The following is a 16,129-nucleotide window of genomic DNA, read 5'->3' as shown; positions in this document are numbered from 1 at the left end:
CATGCCGGACGAACTGAATCCAGTCATGACCCAGAACTTTATCCATGATTTCATCGATGAGGATATCGCCCAGGGTGGTCAGTTCCAGGGCATGACCGTCCACACCCGCTTTCCGCCCGAGCCCAACGGCTACCTCCACATCGGCCACGCCAAGGCCATTTTCGTGGACTTCGGCACCGCCGAAAAGTATGGCGGGGTGTGTAATCTGCGTATGGACGATACAAACCCCACCAAGGAGGACGTGGAGTACGTCCAGGCCATCCAGGAGGACATCCGCTGGCTGGGCTATGACTGGGGGGACCGCTTCTATTTTGCCTCCGATTATTTTGAACAGATGTACGCCTATGCCGTGGAGCTCATCCAAAAGGGCCTGGCCTACGTGTGCGAACTGACGCCCGAGCAGTTCCGGGATTACCGGGGGGACGTGAACACCCCCGCCCGTTCCCCCTGGCGGGACCGGCCCGCGGAGGAATCCCTCGCTCTGTTCGAGCGGATGCGCGCGGGCGAATTCCCCAACGGCACGTACACCCTGCGGGCCAAGATCGACCTGGCCAGCGGTAATTTCAATATGCGCGACCCTGTGCTCTATCGGATCAACCACATGCACCACCACCGGCAGGGGGATAAATGGTGCATCTACCCCATGTACGACTTCGCCCACCCCCTGGAGGACGCTCTGGAGGGGATCACCCACTCCCTCTGCTCCCTGGAGTTTGAGGATCACCGTCCTCTGTACGACTGGGTCATCCAGAACTGCTCCGTGCCCGCCAAGCCCCGGCAGATCGAGTTTGCCCGTCTGGGCATCAACTACACCGTCATGAGCAAGCGCAAGCTGCGCGCGCTGGTGGAGGAGGGCCGGGTATCCGGCTGGGACGATCCCCGTATGCCCACCCTCTGCGGTCTGCGCCGCCGGGGCTACACCCCCCGCTCCATCCGCAATTTCTCCGAGCGCAACGGCGTGAGCAAGGCGGCTTCCACGGTGGAGTATGGTTTTTTGGAGTATTGCCTGCGGGAAGACCTGAACGAGACCGCCCGGCGCGTTATGGCGGTGCTGCGCCCCATAAAGCTGACCATCACCAATTACCCTGAGGGACAGAGCGAGACCGTCACGGTGGAAAACAACCCCAACCGCCCTGAGGACGGCGTCCGCGCCGTGACCTTCTCCCGAAACCTGTATATCGAAGCGGAAGATTTTCTGGAAACCCCGGTCCCCAAATACAAGCGCCTCTACCCGGACGGCCCGGAATGCCGCCTGAAGGGCGCGTATCTGATCCGCTGCACCGGCTGCGTCAAGGACGCCTCCGGAGCCGTCACCGAGATCCTCTGTGAGTACGATCCCGACAGCCGGGGCGGCGATCCCGCCGACGGGCGCAAGGTGAAGGGCGCCACCATCCACTGGGTGGATGCCGCCACCGCCGTGGACGCCGAGGTACGGCTCTACGACAACCTGTTCCTGGACGCCGACCCGGACGCAGGCGCGAACAGCTTTCTGGACTGCCTGAACCCCGACTCCCTGGAGGTCCTCACCGGTTCCAAGGTGGAGGCCGGTCTGACCGACGTCCGGGCCCCCGCTTCCTTCCAGTTCCTGCGCCAGGGCTACTTCTGCGTGGACAACCGGGATTCCGCGCCGGGGCACCTGGTCTTCAACCGCTCCGTGGGACTCAAGGACAGCTTCAAGGTCACCAAGTGATACACGAAGGGGCCGCCGCTCCGGCGGCCCCTTCCATTGAATAAGGAGGGAATTCTTATGCTGCTGTTCCGCAACGATTACTCCTTCGGCGCCCATCCCAAGGTCCTGGAGGCCCTGTGCGCCACCAACCTGGAGGGCAACATCGGCTACGGCGGGGATGTGTATTCCGACCGGGCCAAGGACCGGATCCGCCAGCTGTGCCAGTGCCCCGACGCCATGGTGGAATTTCTCATCGGCGGCACCCAGACCAACGTGACGGCCTGCGCCTTTCTGACCAAGCCCTGGGAAGCGGTCATCTCCCCCGCCACCGGCCACCTGAACGGCCACGAGGTGGGCGCCTTCGAGGCCACCGGCCACAAGATCATCCCTGTGGAGGTGGGGCCCGACGGCAAGCTGACCCCTGAGATGCTGCCGGCCGTGCTGGAGTGGCACAAAGACCCCCACCTGACCCGTCCCGCCCTGGTCTACATCTCCAACGCCACGGAAAACGGCACCGTCTATACCAAAGCGGAGCTGACCGCCCTGTCGGACTTCTGCCGCGCCAACGACCTGCTGCTTTTTGTGGACGGCGCCCGGCTGGCCGCCGCCCTGACCTCCGACGCCAACGACCTGACCCTGCCCGAATTTGCCCGCCTGGTGGACGCCTTCTATCTGGGCGGCACCAAAAACGGCACGCTGTTCGGAGAGGCGCTGGTCATCACCCGTCCGGAGCTGACACACGACTTTTTCCGCATGAAAAAGCGCATGGGGGCCGTGATGGAAAAGGGCTGGCTCCAGGGTGTGCAGTTTGAGGCCATTTTGAAGGACAACCTCTATTTTGACATGGCCCGCCACGCCAACGTGCTGGCCGGACGGCTGCAGGAGGGCGTCAAGGCCCTGGGCCTGCCGCTGATGACCGAATCGTGCACCAACCAGATCTTTCCCATCGTGAAAAATGAGCTGCGGCCCAGGCTGGAGCAGGTCTGCGCCTTTGAGGACTGGTGCCCCTTTGACGCGGAGCATACCGTGATCCGCTTTGTCACCTGCTTCCACACCACCCAGGAGGACGTGGACGCGCTGCTCTCCGAACTGAAAAAGCTGCTGTAAGAATCAGACGGACCTCTTTCCCGCTCAGCGGGAAAGAGGTCCGTCTGATTTATCCGAAGGTCACGCTGATATCGCCCATGCTGTTTTCCACGTTCAGGCTGTGGCGTCCGCCCGACCGGCTGGCCTCACTGCGGTACGTCTCGCCGTTAACGCAGATCTCGCCCATGTCCACGTTCAGCTCGTAGCGGTAATCCTCCACGGGACCGCTGAGCGTCAGCTCGATCTCTCCCATGCTGTCGGCGACCTCCAGTTCTCCTTGGAGATCTCCCTCCAGCCGGACATCCCCCATATCGTTTTCCACACTCAGGGAGCGTTCCACCGTCAGGCCCGCGCCGTCGATCGTTCCCATACGCTCGTGCAGCTCCAGCGCTCCCGCCCGCACCTGCCTCAACGTGAGATCGCCCAGGTCTCCGGTGACCGTCGCCGTATCGGCGGCGATCCCCTCCAGGCATATATCGCCCAGATCAGAGCGGACCTCCAGCTGTTCCAGCCGGAGATGCTGCGGCACATAGACCGTCACCGTCCCGCCATAGCCGTCCAGGCCGAAGCGGCCCCCCTGGGCGCTGCTGCGCACACGCAAAGTATCGCCGTCCAGCTCATATTCCAGGGCGTAGTGTTTCCCCTTCCAATTCAGGGACACGCCATAATCGCCCCCCTGCGTTACCGTCACATCGCCCAGATCCACGTCTACATCCACCCGGCGGAAGGCTTGCAGGTGCAGCTCCTCCCGCCCGTCGCGGGCAGCCGTTTCCGTCTGCGCGGCGCTGTCCCGGCTGACAATGCCCAGCGGCCCGATGCGGACCCCATGGCCGTTCCAGCTCAGGTCCAGCTCCGTCTGTCCCCCCATGGTCCAGCCGGACAGGGCCAGCAGGCCGCCGGACAGGAGCAGCAGCGCGCCCACGCCCAAAAGTCCCTTGGTCAGCCGGTTCATACCGCCGTCCTCCTTCCGCAGAAGAAATTGCGCATCAGACGGCCCGCGCCCCGGAAGCCGCCCAACGCCAGCGCGACCACCGCCGCCAGGAGCATAACGCCGCCTCCGCAGGTCGCCAGGCCTACGCCGGCAGCGTACATGGTGGTGGCCAGCCCCCCGGTGAACAGGGCGGAAAAGCCGGAAAAAAGGACAAAAACGCCCATTGCCACGCACACAAAGCCGCCCGCCGCCAGGCCGATGGTCAGCCCCGCCAGCAGTGCGATCAGGGGGATGCCGATCAGCACTGCGCCCAACAGGCCCAGCGCCCACGCCAGCGGTCCCCGCCGGTGCCCCGCCGCAGGCTGGGCGGCCGCTCCGGTATTCCCCTCGTACCGGCCGTGCCGCTCCCCCAGGATGCGCCCGGTCAGCTCCGCCGGGGTCCCCAGCTCCCGGATGACCGCATCCGCGCCTTCCGGTCCCGCTTCCTCGAAATAGTCCGTATAGTAGCACATCAGCCGCTCCAGTTCCGCCGGGTCCGTCCGCCCCGTCAAACGCGCGCGCAGCTGCTTCAGATAATCCTCTCCGGTCATGGCTTCCTCCCGCTCTCTTACGATATCCTGATATTACCACACCTTTCTTAAGGTGAAAATACAAGAATCATTAAAATTGGGTAAAAACGCCCCTGTACATCCCCTGTATCCGTCATGGAAAAGCGGCGGCACAGAACGCCATACGTCTGGGGCTCCGTTGGGCCTTATGTCAGACCGGGCTTTTGCATTCCGCAGGACCGCAGACCGCTCCTCCCGGTCGTTTCTTGCCCGCATGCTGCGCTGCGAACGGATCTCCCGGATATCCGGGGCCATCCAGACGCTTGCACATGCTCTCCGCGTTTCGTCCGCGTCCATCCCCGCTGTTTTACCCGTTTTCAAAATTACCGCCTCAACCTTGATTTGGGCAGAACGGTAAGGGAGGCACACGGGGCTCTTCCCCGTGTCTCCCGCTTCCTTACGGTTTGATGCAGCAGCACGCCGCAGAGGCCTTGCGGCAAAAGGAGAAACGTTTCTCCAAAGAGAAGGAGGGCTTTCCTTGGAGAAAAAAGCCGGCGCAGCGGAGCGGGCGGGCGGGAGTACGATCTGCGATGTTTCGCGGGTAGCCTACGTTTCCAAATCCACCGTCTTCCATGTGATCAACGGGGCAAAACAGGTCAGCGTAAAAATCGAATTTGTTGAAATGAAATAATCTCCGCTTTGGCTGGGCCCGCGTCAAATCGGCGCGGGCCCGTTTATAGTCAAAGCACTTCAAAAGGAAGAAATCAATTCCTTTGAAGTCCGCGGCGCGCTTCGCCGCGGGAGGCCGCTTACGCGGCCTCGCTTTGGACTTCATAGGCAACGCTTGCGCGCTTTGCACGCCCAGTGGGCCGGATGGCCCGCCGCTTGGTCAGCCGTCTGCCTTCTCTTTTCCGGATATTGCTTCCGACTGCGGAACTTCCTGCATTTCTCGGCTTTGGGGTTGTAAAAAATCAGATTTTGATATATTATGTGGGGTACGAAATTCTGTAAGGATATAAGGTGAACCTATGAGCCTTCGCATTGGAATTGATATCGGCTCCACCACCGTGAAGGTGGTGGTGCTGGACGAGCAGAACAAGCTGCTGTTCCGCTCCTATGAGCGGCATTACTCCAAGGCCCGGGAGCGCTCCGTCGAGACCCTGCGCTCCATCCGGGACAAGCTGGCCGGGCAGCAGGTGCGCATGGTCATTACCGGTTCCGCCGGTCTGGGCGTGGCCAAGGCGGCGGGCATCGACTTTGTGCAGGAGGTGTACGCCACCGCCGCTGCTGTCAACCAGTACATACCGGGCACCGACGCCGTCATCGAGCTGGGCGGCGAGGATGCCAAGATCATCTTTTTCGGCGGCGCGCTGGAGGAGCGGATGAACGGCTCCTGCGCCGGCGGCACCGGGGCGTTCATCGACCAGATGGCCACCCTGATGAACGTAAGCGTGAACGAGCTGGACGCGCTGAGCCTGAAGCACGAGAAGATCTACCCCATCGCCTCCCGCTGCGGCGTGTTCGCCAAGAGCGACATCCAGCCCATCCTCAACCAGGGCGGACGGAAGGAGGACGTGGCGGCCTCCATTTTCCAGGCCGTGGTGGACCAGACGGTGGCCGGCCTGACCCAGGGCCGCCAGCTCAAGGGCAAGATCGTCTTTCTGGGCGGGCCGCTGCACTTTCTCATGGGTCTGCGGGAACGCTTTGTGGAGACCCTGCAGCTGGACGGCGAGCACGCGATTTTTCCGGAGGACGGCGACTGCTTCGCAGGCATCGGCGCGGCCCTGTGCGCCTCCGATTACGCCGAGCATCCCTTTGACGCGCTGCTGAAAAAGCTGGAGGAGAGCGTGGACCACGTGGGCCTGGTGGACACGATGCCTCCCCTCTTCACCGACCCCGCGGAATACGACGCCTTTTTGGCGCGCCATAACGCCATGCACCCCCCCGAGGTGGACGTGAGCGCCTATACGGGCGACGCCTGGCTGGGCATCGACGCCGGCTCCACCACCACCAAGATGGCCCTCATCACCAACGACGGCGGGCTGCTGTATACCTATTACCACTCCAATCTGGGCAACCCCGTGGCCATCGTATTGGAGCAGCTCAAGGAGATCTACCGGCTCTGCGGGAATCGGATCGCCATCCGGGGTGCGGCGGTCACCGGCTATGGGGAGGACCTGATCAAAAACGCCTTCTCCTGCGACGCGGGCCTGGTGGAGACGGTGGCCCACTACAACGCCGCCCGGCACTTCAACCCGGACGTGGATTTCATCATCGACATCGGCGGCCAGGATATGAAGTGCTTTAAGGTCCGCAACGGAGCGGTGGACTCCATCCTGCTCAACGAGGCCTGCTCCTCCGGCTGCGGCTCCTTTATCGAGACCTTTGCCAAAGCCCTGGGCTACAACATCGCGGAGTTCGCCAAGCTGGGCCTGCTGGCTCAGCACCCGGTGAACCTGGGTTCCCGCTGCACCGTATTTATGAACTCCAGCGTCAAGCAGGCCCAAAAGGACGGCGCCAGCGTGGAGGACATCTCGGCAGGACTGTCCATCTCCATCGTCAAAAACGCGGTGTACAAGGTCATCCGGGCCGCCAGCGCGGATGATCTGGGCCGGCACATCGTGGTCCAGGGCGGCACCTTCCACAACGACGCGGTGCTCCGGGCCTTTGAACAGGAGCTGGGCCGGGACGTGACCCGCCCCACCATCGCAGGCATCATGGGGGCCTTCGGGGCCGCCCTGGCCGCCCGGGACCTGCGCCTGGACAAGAGCGCCCTGCTGGACGCGCAGGCGCTGGAGACCTTTTCCCACACGGCCAGGCCCGTCACCTGCAACCTGTGCACCAACCACTGCTCCCTCACGGTCAACACCTTCGACGGCGGGCGGCGCTTCCTTTCGGGCAACCGCTGCTCCCGCCCCCTGGGCAAGGAAAAGGCGGAAAACCCCGACCTGATGAATTACAAGTACAAAAAGCTCCGCGCCATGCAGGGCAAGGGGAACGGCAGCGGCGTCCGCGGCCGGATCGGCATTCCCTTCGGTCTGAACATGTACGAGAACCTGCCCTTCTGGTTCGCCTTCTTCACCCGGCTGAACTTTGAGGTGGTCCTCTCTCCCGAATCTTCCCGCAAGCTCTATCTGAAGGGCCAGCACACCATCCCCTCGGATACCGTGTGCTATCCGGCCAAGCTGCTCCACGGCCACGTGGAGGCTCTGGTGGACGCGGGCGTGGACGCCGTGTGGTACCCCTGCATGTCCTACAACAACGACGAGGGCATCGGAGACAACCACTACAACTGTCCTGTGGTGGCTTACTATCCCGAGCTGCTGGCGGCCAATGTGCCCGCCCTGAAGCAGACCCGGTTCCTGGACCCCTATGTAGGACTGTGGCGGCATAAAGACTTTGAAAAACGCGTGGCCCAGATGATGTATGATACGTTCGACATCCCCAAGCGGGAGACCGCCGCCGCGGCCAGGGCGGCCTATGAGGCATACGACGCCTATGTCCATGACGTGCGGGAGACCGGCAAGCAGTACATCGCATACGCCCGGGCCCATGATATGCCCATCATCGTGGCCTGCGGACGGCCCTATCACATCGACCCGGAGATCAACCACGGCATCAACGACCTCATCACATCGTTCGGTTTCGTGCTGGTCACAGAGGATGCGCTGAGCTATCTGGAGGGCTACGCCCCCCGGAAGGTGCTCAACCAGTGGACCTTCCAGTCCCGCATGTACAACGCCGCCCGGTATGTCTGCACCCAGCCGGATATGCAGGTGGTGCAGCTGGTGAGCTTCGGCTGCGGTACCGACGCCATCACCACCGACGAGATGCGCTCCATCCTGGAGAACGGCGGCAAGCTGTACACCCAGCTCAAGATCGACGACATCAGCAACCTGGGCGCGGTCAAGATCCGGGTACGCTCCCTGATGGCCGCCATGGACGCCAGGAAACACAGGGACGGATAGGGATACCGTTTGGGCCGCCGCAAGGGAACAGCTGGCGTTGGATCTCGGGTGCAGCGCAGAACTTCTTGATTGCCCGGGAAATGTGGCGCTCCCCGGGCAGGATCGGTCCGGAATGCGGGCGTACAGCGGCGGCACGCCTTTTGGGGAGATCGCCGTTCTAAACGGCAAGCTGGCGGCAGCCTGCCGGGAGCGTCTGCTCCCCCGGGCCGGGGAAACCCTGCTGCCCCGACAGGCCGAATGGCTCTTTCTCCCCCAGAACTGCCGGCGGATCGAGGCGGGCCTGGCCCCCTTCGGCTACGAGATCGGAGACGCCCGTCACTTCTGCCTTCCGTCTCTCCCCTGCCCGGAGACCGTGCCGCTGGGGGCTGGCGGTCAACCTCACCGCGCTTTTGAAGGATGAATTGCTCCGCCGGGAGATCGTACCCTTTTACCGCACGGCCAGAGCCATATTCTTTCTCAAAACGTAGCCATCGGAGCGGGTTTTCGCCCCGCCTTTGGATATTTATACGCAATACCGAAAGGAACCTGAAACATGGCTGAGTTAGTATACGACAAGAACGGGCGCCTCCTGTTCACGAAGGAGATGAAGCGGGAATATACCCTGCTCTTCCCCACCATGCTGCCCGTACACTTTGGCCTGATGGCCCGCATCCTGGAGACCGAAGGCTTCCGGGTGGAGATGCTCACCACCAATCATCGGGGCATCGTGGACGAGGGCCTCAAATACGTCCATAACGACACCTGTTATCCCGCCCTGCTGGTCATCGGCCAGCTCATCGACGCGGTGAAAAGCGGCAAGTACGACCTGCATAAGGTGGCTCTGCTGATCACCCAGACCGGCGGCGGCTGCCGCGCGTCCAACTACATCCATCTGCTGCGCAAGGCTTTGGAAAAAGCCGATCTGAGCTTCATCCCCGTCATTTCCATCAATCTCTCCGGCCTGGAGCCCAACCCCGGCTTCAAGCTGGGCCTTGGCACTCTGCGCAAGGCCATCTTCGCCATGATGTACGGGGATCTCATCGTCCAGTGCGCCAACCAGGTGCGGCCCTACGAGGTCGCCTCCGGGCAGACCGACCAGACCATCGACGCCTGCGAAAAAGCCCTTCTGGAGGCGATGAACCGGGGCGAGGGTCTTTCCTTCCAGAGCATGGTGGAAAACTTCGACAAGCTGGTGGCCGCCTTCCAGGCGATCCCTGTGGCGGGCGAGGCCAAGCCCCGGGTCGGCGTGGTGGGCGAGATCTACATCAAATATTCCCCTTTGGGCAACAATAACCTGGAGCAGTTTCTCCTTTCCGAGGGAGCTGAGCCGGTGGTGCCCGGTCTGACCGACTTTATCATCTTCAAGATCTATAACCGCGAGGTGGACGTGGGCATTTACGGCGGCCTTTGGCTGAAAAAGAAGGTCTGCCAGATTTTTAAGGGCTATGTCGAAAAGTGCCAGCGGGCCATGATCGCCGCCATGGAGAAGGGCGGCTTCCGGGCGCCCGGTACCTTTGAGGACCTGCGCCGCCTGATCCAGGGCTACCTGGGCGAGGGCAACAAGATGGGCGAGGGCTGGCTGCTCACCGCCGAGATGCTGGAGCTCATCCACTCCGGAACGCCCAACATCGTCTGCACCCAGCCCTTCGGCTGCCTGCCCAATCACATCGTAGGCAAGGGCATGATCCGCAAGCTCAAGGACGATTACCCCAATTCCAATATCGTTGCCATCGATTACGACCCCGGCGCCACCAAGATCAACCAGGAAAACCGCATCAAGCTGATGCTGGCCAATGCCCGGGGGCTGGCCAAACAGGAGCCTCAGCGGCAGGCCGGGGCGGAGCGCGCCCCGGTCTGAGTTTCGCTTCACCGGCGTCTGCGCGGAGGGTCCCGGCGCAGCCGCGCGCCCGCCCTGGGCCGGGCGGAGGAGGAGATCCCTATGGACCATCTGCATTTTACGGACGCCTGCACCGGGGAGCACTTCGCGGCCATGAGCCTGCTCCACGCCTTGGGCTGGCGGAGCACATATTCGGACGCGATCCCCGCGGACTACATGGCCGCCGAGATCACCGATGAGCGCTGGATCCCCTTTTTTCATGCGGATTACGAGACCGGCCGCTGCCGCGGCCTTCTTCTCTGCCGGGACGATACCCCAGTGGCCTGCGCCACCTACGGCCCGGCCCGCATGGGTCCGGGGCCTGCGCAGAACAGCCTGGTATCCTTCCGTTCGGAGGGATATGAGGGCTGGGGCGAGATCATCTCTTTTTACACCCACCCGGATGAGAAACGCAGGGGCTATGGTTCCCTGCTGATGGATGAGGTCCTGCGGCGGCTGAGGGAACACGGCTTTCCCGGCGTCTATCTGATGGTGCTGCGGGAAAACGAGGGTGCGCGCCGTTTCTATGCGCGCCACGGCTTCTCCTGGGACGGCACCCGGGAGGATATCGTTTTCCCCCACGACACCGTCTGTGTGGACCTTCGCTATACCAGAGCGCTGTAACGCGTTCGCCCCGGGCGGGCCGCCACGCCGCCCGGGGGCTGGAATCGGGGCGCATGGATGCGCCCCGATGTTTCTTTGGGGCGGACCGGTTTTACGGAGGGATTCCTTTGGAAGAAAACAAAATGGCGGTCATGCCGGTACGCAGGCTGCTGCTGCATATGTCATGGCCCATGATGCTCTCCATGCTGATCCAGGCCCTGTATAATCTGGTGGACAGCATGTTCGTGGCCCAGCTCAGCACCGACGGATTTGTGGCGCTGTCCCTGGCCTATCCGGTACAGACCCTGATGATTTCCATCTGCGTGGGGACCGGCGTCGGCGTAAACACCATACTCTCCCGCCGCTTGGGGGAACGCCGCCCCGCCGAGGCCAGCGCCGTGGCAATGAACGGCTACTTCCTCTACCTGTGCTGCTGGCTGATCTTTCTGATCCCGGGCGTGCTGTTCAGCCGCCCCTTTCTGGCGCTGTTCTCCGACGTACCGCAGGTCGTCGACTACGGCAGTCAGTACCTTGCCATCGTCACCGCGGGCTCGCTCGGCGTGTGTATGCAGTTTTCGGGGGAGCGGGTGCTCCAGGCCAGCGGAGACGCGGTGGGGCCCATGTGCATCCAGGGCATCGGCGCGGTGGTCAATCTGCTCCTGGACCCCCTGCTCATTTTCGGTCTGGGGCCGTTCCCCCGCCTGGAGGTGGCCGGGGCCGCCCTGGCCACCGTGATCGGACAGCTGGTCGGTATGACCGTAGGTCTGCTTCTGGTGCGCCGCAGCCGGGTGCTCGTCCTCCAGACGCGCGGTTTCCGCCCCTCGCGTTCCGTCATTCTGGAGATCCTGAAAATCGGCTTTCCCGCCATGGTCATGCAGTCTCTGGCCACCGTCATGACCCTGGGGATGAATAAGCTCCTGTCCTTTTTCTCCGCCACCGGCGTGTTTATCCTGGGCGCCTATTTTAAGCTCCAGTCCTTCCTTTTCATGCCGGTCTACGGCCTCAACAACGGCCTGATCCCGGTGGTCAGCTTCAATTACGGCGCCAAAAAGCGCGAACGGATTACAGGCCTGATCCACTTTGCCCTGATCATCGCCGCAGGTCTCCTGGCGGCGGGCACGCTGCTGCTCCTGCTCGTTCCCGGCCCGCTGCTGGGCCTGTTCAACGCCGACGCCGCCGTCCTGGCCGACGGCGTGCCCGCCCTGCGGCTGGTATCCCTTTCCTTCGTGTTTGCGGCGGTAGGCATCATCTTCAGCTCCTCCTTCCAGGCCCTGGGCTGTCCCATGCTCAGTCTGATCCTCTCCCTGCTGCGGCAGGTGGTCCTTCTCCTGCCCGCAGCGCTGGTGCTGGGTCTGCTCGCCCCCCGCCTGATCTGGCTGTCCTTCCTCCTGGCCGAAGGTTTTTCCAGTCTGCTGGCCCTGGTCCTTTACCGCCGCCTCTACCGCACCAAGCTTGCCCGATTGGAGGAATAAGCCATGAAAAAGCTGCTGCTTCCACTGCTTTTGCTGTCCCTGCTTCTCTTCGGCTGCGCGCGGTCTCCGGTTCAGCCGGTCCCCGCGCCGGACACGCCAGGCCCCGCGCCTGTGGAGCCGCCGCTTCCCACCGCCGCGCCCGAGCCGCTTTGGTGGGAGGGCGTCACCGTGGACGACCTTCCCGCCGTACCCGCCGCGCCGGAGGAGATCCTTGCAGGCGCTCAGGCGTTTTATCTGCTCTCGGAACTGCCGGAACAGGACATCGCCCTGTATGGCTATGGCGGGAGCGTCCTGGAGGACGCCGACTTCTCCGGCGTACTTCTGCGCCGGGGCGATACCCTGACCCCCTTCGACCAGGCGTACCTCCCCGCGGTGGAACCCGTTCTTCCGGAGCTCTGGTGGGCGGATTTTGACGGAGACGGCGCATCGGAGCTGGCCGTCAAGTACATGATCCGCAACCACACCCGCAGCCATGTGTTCGAGCTGCACTTCTATGCGCCGGAGGAGGGCGGCGGCTGGACCGACTGCGGACTCACCGACTCGGATGCGGACGCGCTGCTGGCCCAACAAGTGGCGTACGCCTATGATCCCGGCAGCCGTACCATCACCGCCGCCTTACCGGATGAGCGCGTCTCCTACCGTCTGGGAGACCAGGACCCGGAGCCCGCCGGGGATGCTCCGCTCTGTTTTCTCGACCGGACCTTCTATCGCTACCGGGACGGAAGCTTTACCGGCGTGTATGGGACGGGGGTGCTCCTTCAGGGGCTGGGTACTCCGTGCTATTTTGCCTCCGTTACGGCCGACGTGCGCTACGACGGGGCCTCTGTTTCTCTGGAGCACTTACATCTCACCGCCTTAGGCGGCGTATAAGCGGCAGAAAAGGCGCGGCAATGCCGCGCCTTTTCTCAGCCTCAGTCCGTTCGATTCTGCCGCAGAAGCTGCTTCTCCCCGGTCATCCGCCCCTGCTCGCAGCGCTCGATCTTATCATTGAGCCGGTCCAGGGACGCCTGCAGATCGGCCATATGTGCCGCCAGTTGGTTCCGCTGCTCCGCCCCTGCGGGGGCTGGCCGACAGCAGTAATACGCTTTCCGACATTATGATTGCTCCTTCTCTGTTTTATCCGTCCCGTTTTGCGGCCGTTTCACGCCTGATACCAGCCCTGTCCGCCGGTGCACAGCAGGATCTGTCCTCCGTCCCGCTGCGCATGACAGATGTGCCAGTGGTTACGGCAGCCAGGCTCAAAGGTCACGCTGCCGATGGCCACGCCCTGCTCCGCCAGCATATTCAGATCGTCCCGGCCTGTAACCCCCCCGAAGGGGTTTGGCTCTCCCTGGGGAAACATCGCGCCGCCGCCGCCCTCTTCCATGGCGCCGCCTCCAGTTTCCGGATACAAATACCTTATTACTTAGAGCGCGCTCCACGTCAAGCCTTTTTTCAAAAGCCGGCTCTTTCTTTTTCCATCCTCCCGATGTATAATAAGCAGCATGATAATCTCGGTTAAGGGGGTCGTTACTTTGGCCAAACCTGCCATCAACAAGGCCAAGCTCACCACTAAAACTTCTACCCGCATGTCTAAGAAGGGGCCCTTGACCCAGGACATGCTCAAAAAGATCGACGCATACTGGCGTGCGGCCAACTATCTCTCCGCAGGCCAGCTCTACCTGCTGGATAACCCCCTGCTTCGGGAACCACTCAAGCCCGCGCATTTGAAAAAGCACATCGTGGGGCATTGGGGCACCGTGCCGGGGCAGAATTTCATCTACACCCACCTGAACCGGGCCATCCTCCGCTATGACCTGGACATGATCTACGTCTGCGGTCCCGGCCATGGCGGAAACGCCGCGGTGGCCCAGACCTACCTGGAGGGGACCTACAGCGAGCTCTATCCCAATGTGAGCCAGGACGAGGAGGGAATGCGCCGTCTGTTCAAGCAGTTCTCCTTCCCCGGCGGCGTGGGCTGCCAGTGTGCTCCCGAGACCCCCGGTTCCATTAACGAGGGGGGCGAGCTGGGGTATTCCCTTTCCCATGCGTTCGGCGCGGTGATGGACAACCCCGACCTGATCGCCGCCTGCGTGGTGGGCGACGGAGAGGCGGAGACCGCTCCTCTGGCCGCTGCGTGGCACTCCAACAAGTTTTTGAATCCCGTCACCGACGGCGCCGTGCTGCCCATCCTGCATCTGAACGGCTATAAGATGGCAAGTCCTTCCGTCTTTGCCCGCATCACGCGGGACGAGGCAGAGGACTTCTTCAAAGGCTGCGGCTGGACGCCCCGCTTTGTGGAGGGCGGCAGCCCGGAGCAGATGCACCAGAGGATGGCCGCGGCTGTGGACTGGTCGATCCGTGAGATCCAGCGCATCCAGGTCAGCGCCCGGGAAAACGGGGAGACCGAGCGCCCCCGCTGGCCCATGATCGTTTTTTGCTCGCCCAAGGGCTGGACCTGCCCCGCCCGGGTGGACGGCATACCGGTAGAGGGTACCTTCCGTTCCCACCAGATCCCCCTGCCCATCGACCAGGACCACCCGGAGCATCTGCAGATGCTGGAGGACTGGCTGCACAGCTACCATCCGGAGGAGCTCTTCGATGCAAACGGCGCGCCCGCCCCTATCCTCCGCGCACTGATGCCTGATGGGGAACGCCGCATGGGGGCCAACCCCCACGCCAACGGCGGACTGCTGCTGCGGGACCTGCGCACCCCGGATTTCACCAAATACGCTCTGGACGTGCCCGCCCCCGGCGCGGTGGAGACGGAGGATATGGCCCAGTTGGGCCCCTATGTGCGGGACGTGCTCAAACTCAACGCCAAGGCCCGGAACTTCCGGGTCTTTGCCCCGGACGAAGCCCTGAGCAACCGGCTGGAGGCCGCCTTCCAGGCCAGCCCCCGCCGTTGGGACGCCCAGCAGCTGGAGGGGGACGAGCTGCTTTCCCCCGACGGGCGCATTATGGACGCCATGCTCTCCGAACACCTGTGTCAGGGCTGGCTGGAAGGCTATCTGCTCACCGGGCGGCACGGGTTTTTCAACAGCTATGAGGCCTTTATCCGCATTGTGGACTCTATGGTCTCCCAGCACGCCAAATGGCTGAAGGTGGCCTCCCAGCTGCCCTGGCGGCAGGATGTGGCATCGCTGAACTATGTGCTCTCCTCCAACGTCTGGCAGCAGGACCACAACGGTTTCACGCACCAGGACCCGGGCTTTCTGGACCATGTGGCCAACAAAAAGGCCGACGTGGTGCGTCTCTATCTGCCCCCCGACGCCAACTGCCTGCTGTGGATCTTCGACCACTGCATCAAAAGCCGGAATTACGTCAATGTCATGATCACCTCCAAGCACCCGCGCCCCCAGTGGCTGACGATGGACCAGGCGGTCAAGCACTGCACCCACGGCATCGGTATCTGGCAGTGGGCCTCCAACGACCAGGGCGCCGAGCCCGACGCCGTGCTGGCCTGCTGCGGGGAGACGCCCACGCTGGAGACCCTGGCGGCCGTGACGATCCTGCGCAAGTATCTGCCCGAGATCAAGCTGCGGGTCGTCAACGTGGTGGACCTGATGAAGCTCCAGCCCCATACCGAGCATCCCCACGGCCTGCGGGACGAGGATTACGACGCCATCTTCACCGCCGATAAGCCGATCATCTTCGCGTTTCACGGCTACCCCACCCTGGTCCATGAGCTGACCTACCGCCGCCGCAATAAAAACCTGCACGTGCGGGGCTACAAGGAGGAGGGGGCCATCACCACCCCCTTCGACATGCGGGTGCAGAACAACATCGACCGCTTCGATCTGGTCATCGACACCGTCAAGCGTCTGCCCCAGCTGGGCAACCGGGGCGCGTTCCTGATCCAGCTCATGCGGGACAAGCTGGTGGAGCACAAGCAGTATATCACCGCCCACGGCGAGGACATGCCCGAGATCCGGGACTGGAAATGGAACGGCGGGGCGGGTATTTGATCAATTCCTCCGCCATAGCGGTTACTCCCGCGCCTTTCTGCGCATACTAA

The 16,129-nt window shown here is 63.0% G+C and carries 13 protein-coding genes; 10 read left to right on the top strand and 3 right to left on the bottom strand.

From position 1 onward, the window contains the following. The first annotated feature begins 1 nt into the window (after position 1). On the top strand, positions 2 to 1,690 hold the full coding sequence (locus H8S57_RS08585; protein ID WP_186907671.1) for a glutamine--tRNA ligase/YqeY domain fusion protein: 1,689 nt from the start codon (positions 2 to 4) through the stop codon (positions 1,688 to 1,690). Between the two features lie 57 nt (positions 1,691 to 1,747). Further along, on the top strand, positions 1,748 to 2,776 hold the full coding sequence (locus H8S57_RS08580; protein ID WP_186907670.1) for a threonine aldolase family protein: 1,029 nt from the start codon (positions 1,748 to 1,750) through the stop codon (positions 2,774 to 2,776). Between the two features lie 49 nt (positions 2,777 to 2,825). On the opposite strand, the gene H8S57_RS08575 is transcribed toward H8S57_RS08580, so the two are convergent. Further along, positions 2,826 to 3,707 (bottom strand): DUF4097 family beta strand repeat-containing protein, encoded by an 882-nt coding sequence (locus H8S57_RS08575; protein ID WP_186907669.1) that lies wholly within the window; start codon positions 3,705 to 3,707, stop codon positions 2,826 to 2,828. After that, positions 3,704 to 4,276 (bottom strand): DUF1700 domain-containing protein, encoded by a 573-nt coding sequence (locus H8S57_RS08570; protein ID WP_186907668.1) that lies wholly within the window; start codon positions 4,274 to 4,276, stop codon positions 3,704 to 3,706. Before H8S57_RS08570 ends, H8S57_RS08575 begins: the two co-directional genes overlap by 4 nt. Positions 4,277 to 4,772: 496 nt before the next feature. Between H8S57_RS08570 and H8S57_RS08565 the strand changes: the two genes are divergently transcribed. The 7 genes from H8S57_RS08565 (at position 4,773) to H8S57_RS08535 (ending at position 13,002) form a co-directional block, all read left to right on the top strand. Beyond that, the gene (locus tag H8S57_RS08565; RefSeq protein WP_186907667.1) at positions 4,773 to 4,925 is read left to right on the top strand and encodes a LacI family DNA-binding transcriptional regulator; all 153 of its coding nucleotides are present in this window, start codon (positions 4,773 to 4,775) and stop codon (positions 4,923 to 4,925) included. Between the two features lie 337 nt (positions 4,926 to 5,262). After that, a complete protein-coding gene (locus tag H8S57_RS08560) occupies positions 5,263 to 8,202 on the top strand; it encodes an acyl-CoA dehydratase activase (protein ID WP_186907666.1) in 2,940 nt (979 codons plus the stop codon). A gap of 112 nt (positions 8,203 to 8,314) precedes the next feature. Beyond that, complete coding sequence (locus tag H8S57_RS08555; protein ID WP_186907665.1) at positions 8,315 to 8,602, top strand: hypothetical protein; 288 nt, start codon at positions 8,315 to 8,317, stop codon at positions 8,600 to 8,602. 132 nt (positions 8,603 to 8,734) lie between these two features. Next, positions 8,735 to 10,039 (top strand): 2-hydroxyacyl-CoA dehydratase, encoded by a 1,305-nt coding sequence (locus tag H8S57_RS08550; RefSeq protein ID WP_186907664.1) that lies wholly within the window; start codon positions 8,735 to 8,737, stop codon positions 10,037 to 10,039. A gap of 81 nt (positions 10,040 to 10,120) precedes the next feature. Then, positions 10,121 to 10,681, top strand: coding sequence for a GNAT family N-acetyltransferase (locus tag H8S57_RS08545; RefSeq protein ID WP_186907663.1), 561 nt, complete (start codon positions 10,121 to 10,123; stop codon positions 10,679 to 10,681). A gap of 107 nt (positions 10,682 to 10,788) precedes the next feature. Then, the gene (locus tag H8S57_RS08540) at positions 10,789 to 12,132 is read left to right on the top strand and encodes an MATE family efflux transporter (RefSeq protein ID WP_186907662.1); all 1,344 of its coding nucleotides are present in this window, start codon (positions 10,789 to 10,791) and stop codon (positions 12,130 to 12,132) included. A 3-nt stretch (positions 12,133 to 12,135) separates the two neighbouring features. Then, positions 12,136 to 13,002 carry a hypothetical protein gene (locus H8S57_RS08535; protein WP_186907661.1) on the top strand — a complete coding sequence of 289 codons (867 nt, stop codon included), beginning with the start codon at positions 12,136 to 12,138 and terminating at the stop codon, positions 13,000 to 13,002. Positions 13,003 to 13,273: 271 nt separating this feature from the next. Here H8S57_RS08535 and H8S57_RS17090 read toward each other — a convergent pair whose 3' ends face one another. Next, positions 13,274 to 13,498 (bottom strand): cupin domain-containing protein, encoded by a 225-nt coding sequence (locus tag H8S57_RS17090; RefSeq protein ID WP_207723739.1) that lies wholly within the window; start codon positions 13,496 to 13,498, stop codon positions 13,274 to 13,276. Between the two features lie 202 nt (positions 13,499 to 13,700). On the opposite strand from H8S57_RS17090, the gene H8S57_RS08525 reads away from it, so the two are divergent. After that, the gene (locus H8S57_RS08525) at positions 13,701 to 16,079 is read left to right on the top strand and encodes a phosphoketolase family protein (protein ID WP_186907690.1); all 2,379 of its coding nucleotides are present in this window, start codon (positions 13,701 to 13,703) and stop codon (positions 16,077 to 16,079) included. The last annotated feature ends 50 nt before the right edge of the window (positions 16,080 to 16,129 follow it).

Origin of the sequence: Lawsonibacter hominis (assembly GCF_014287895.1) — a bacterium.
Taxonomy (GTDB): Bacteria; Bacillota; Clostridia; order Oscillospirales; family Oscillospiraceae; genus Lawsonibacter_A; species Lawsonibacter_A hominis.
The sequence above is the reverse complement of the archived record's forward strand: the minus strand, read 5'-3'. Positions and strand labels throughout refer to the sequence as shown.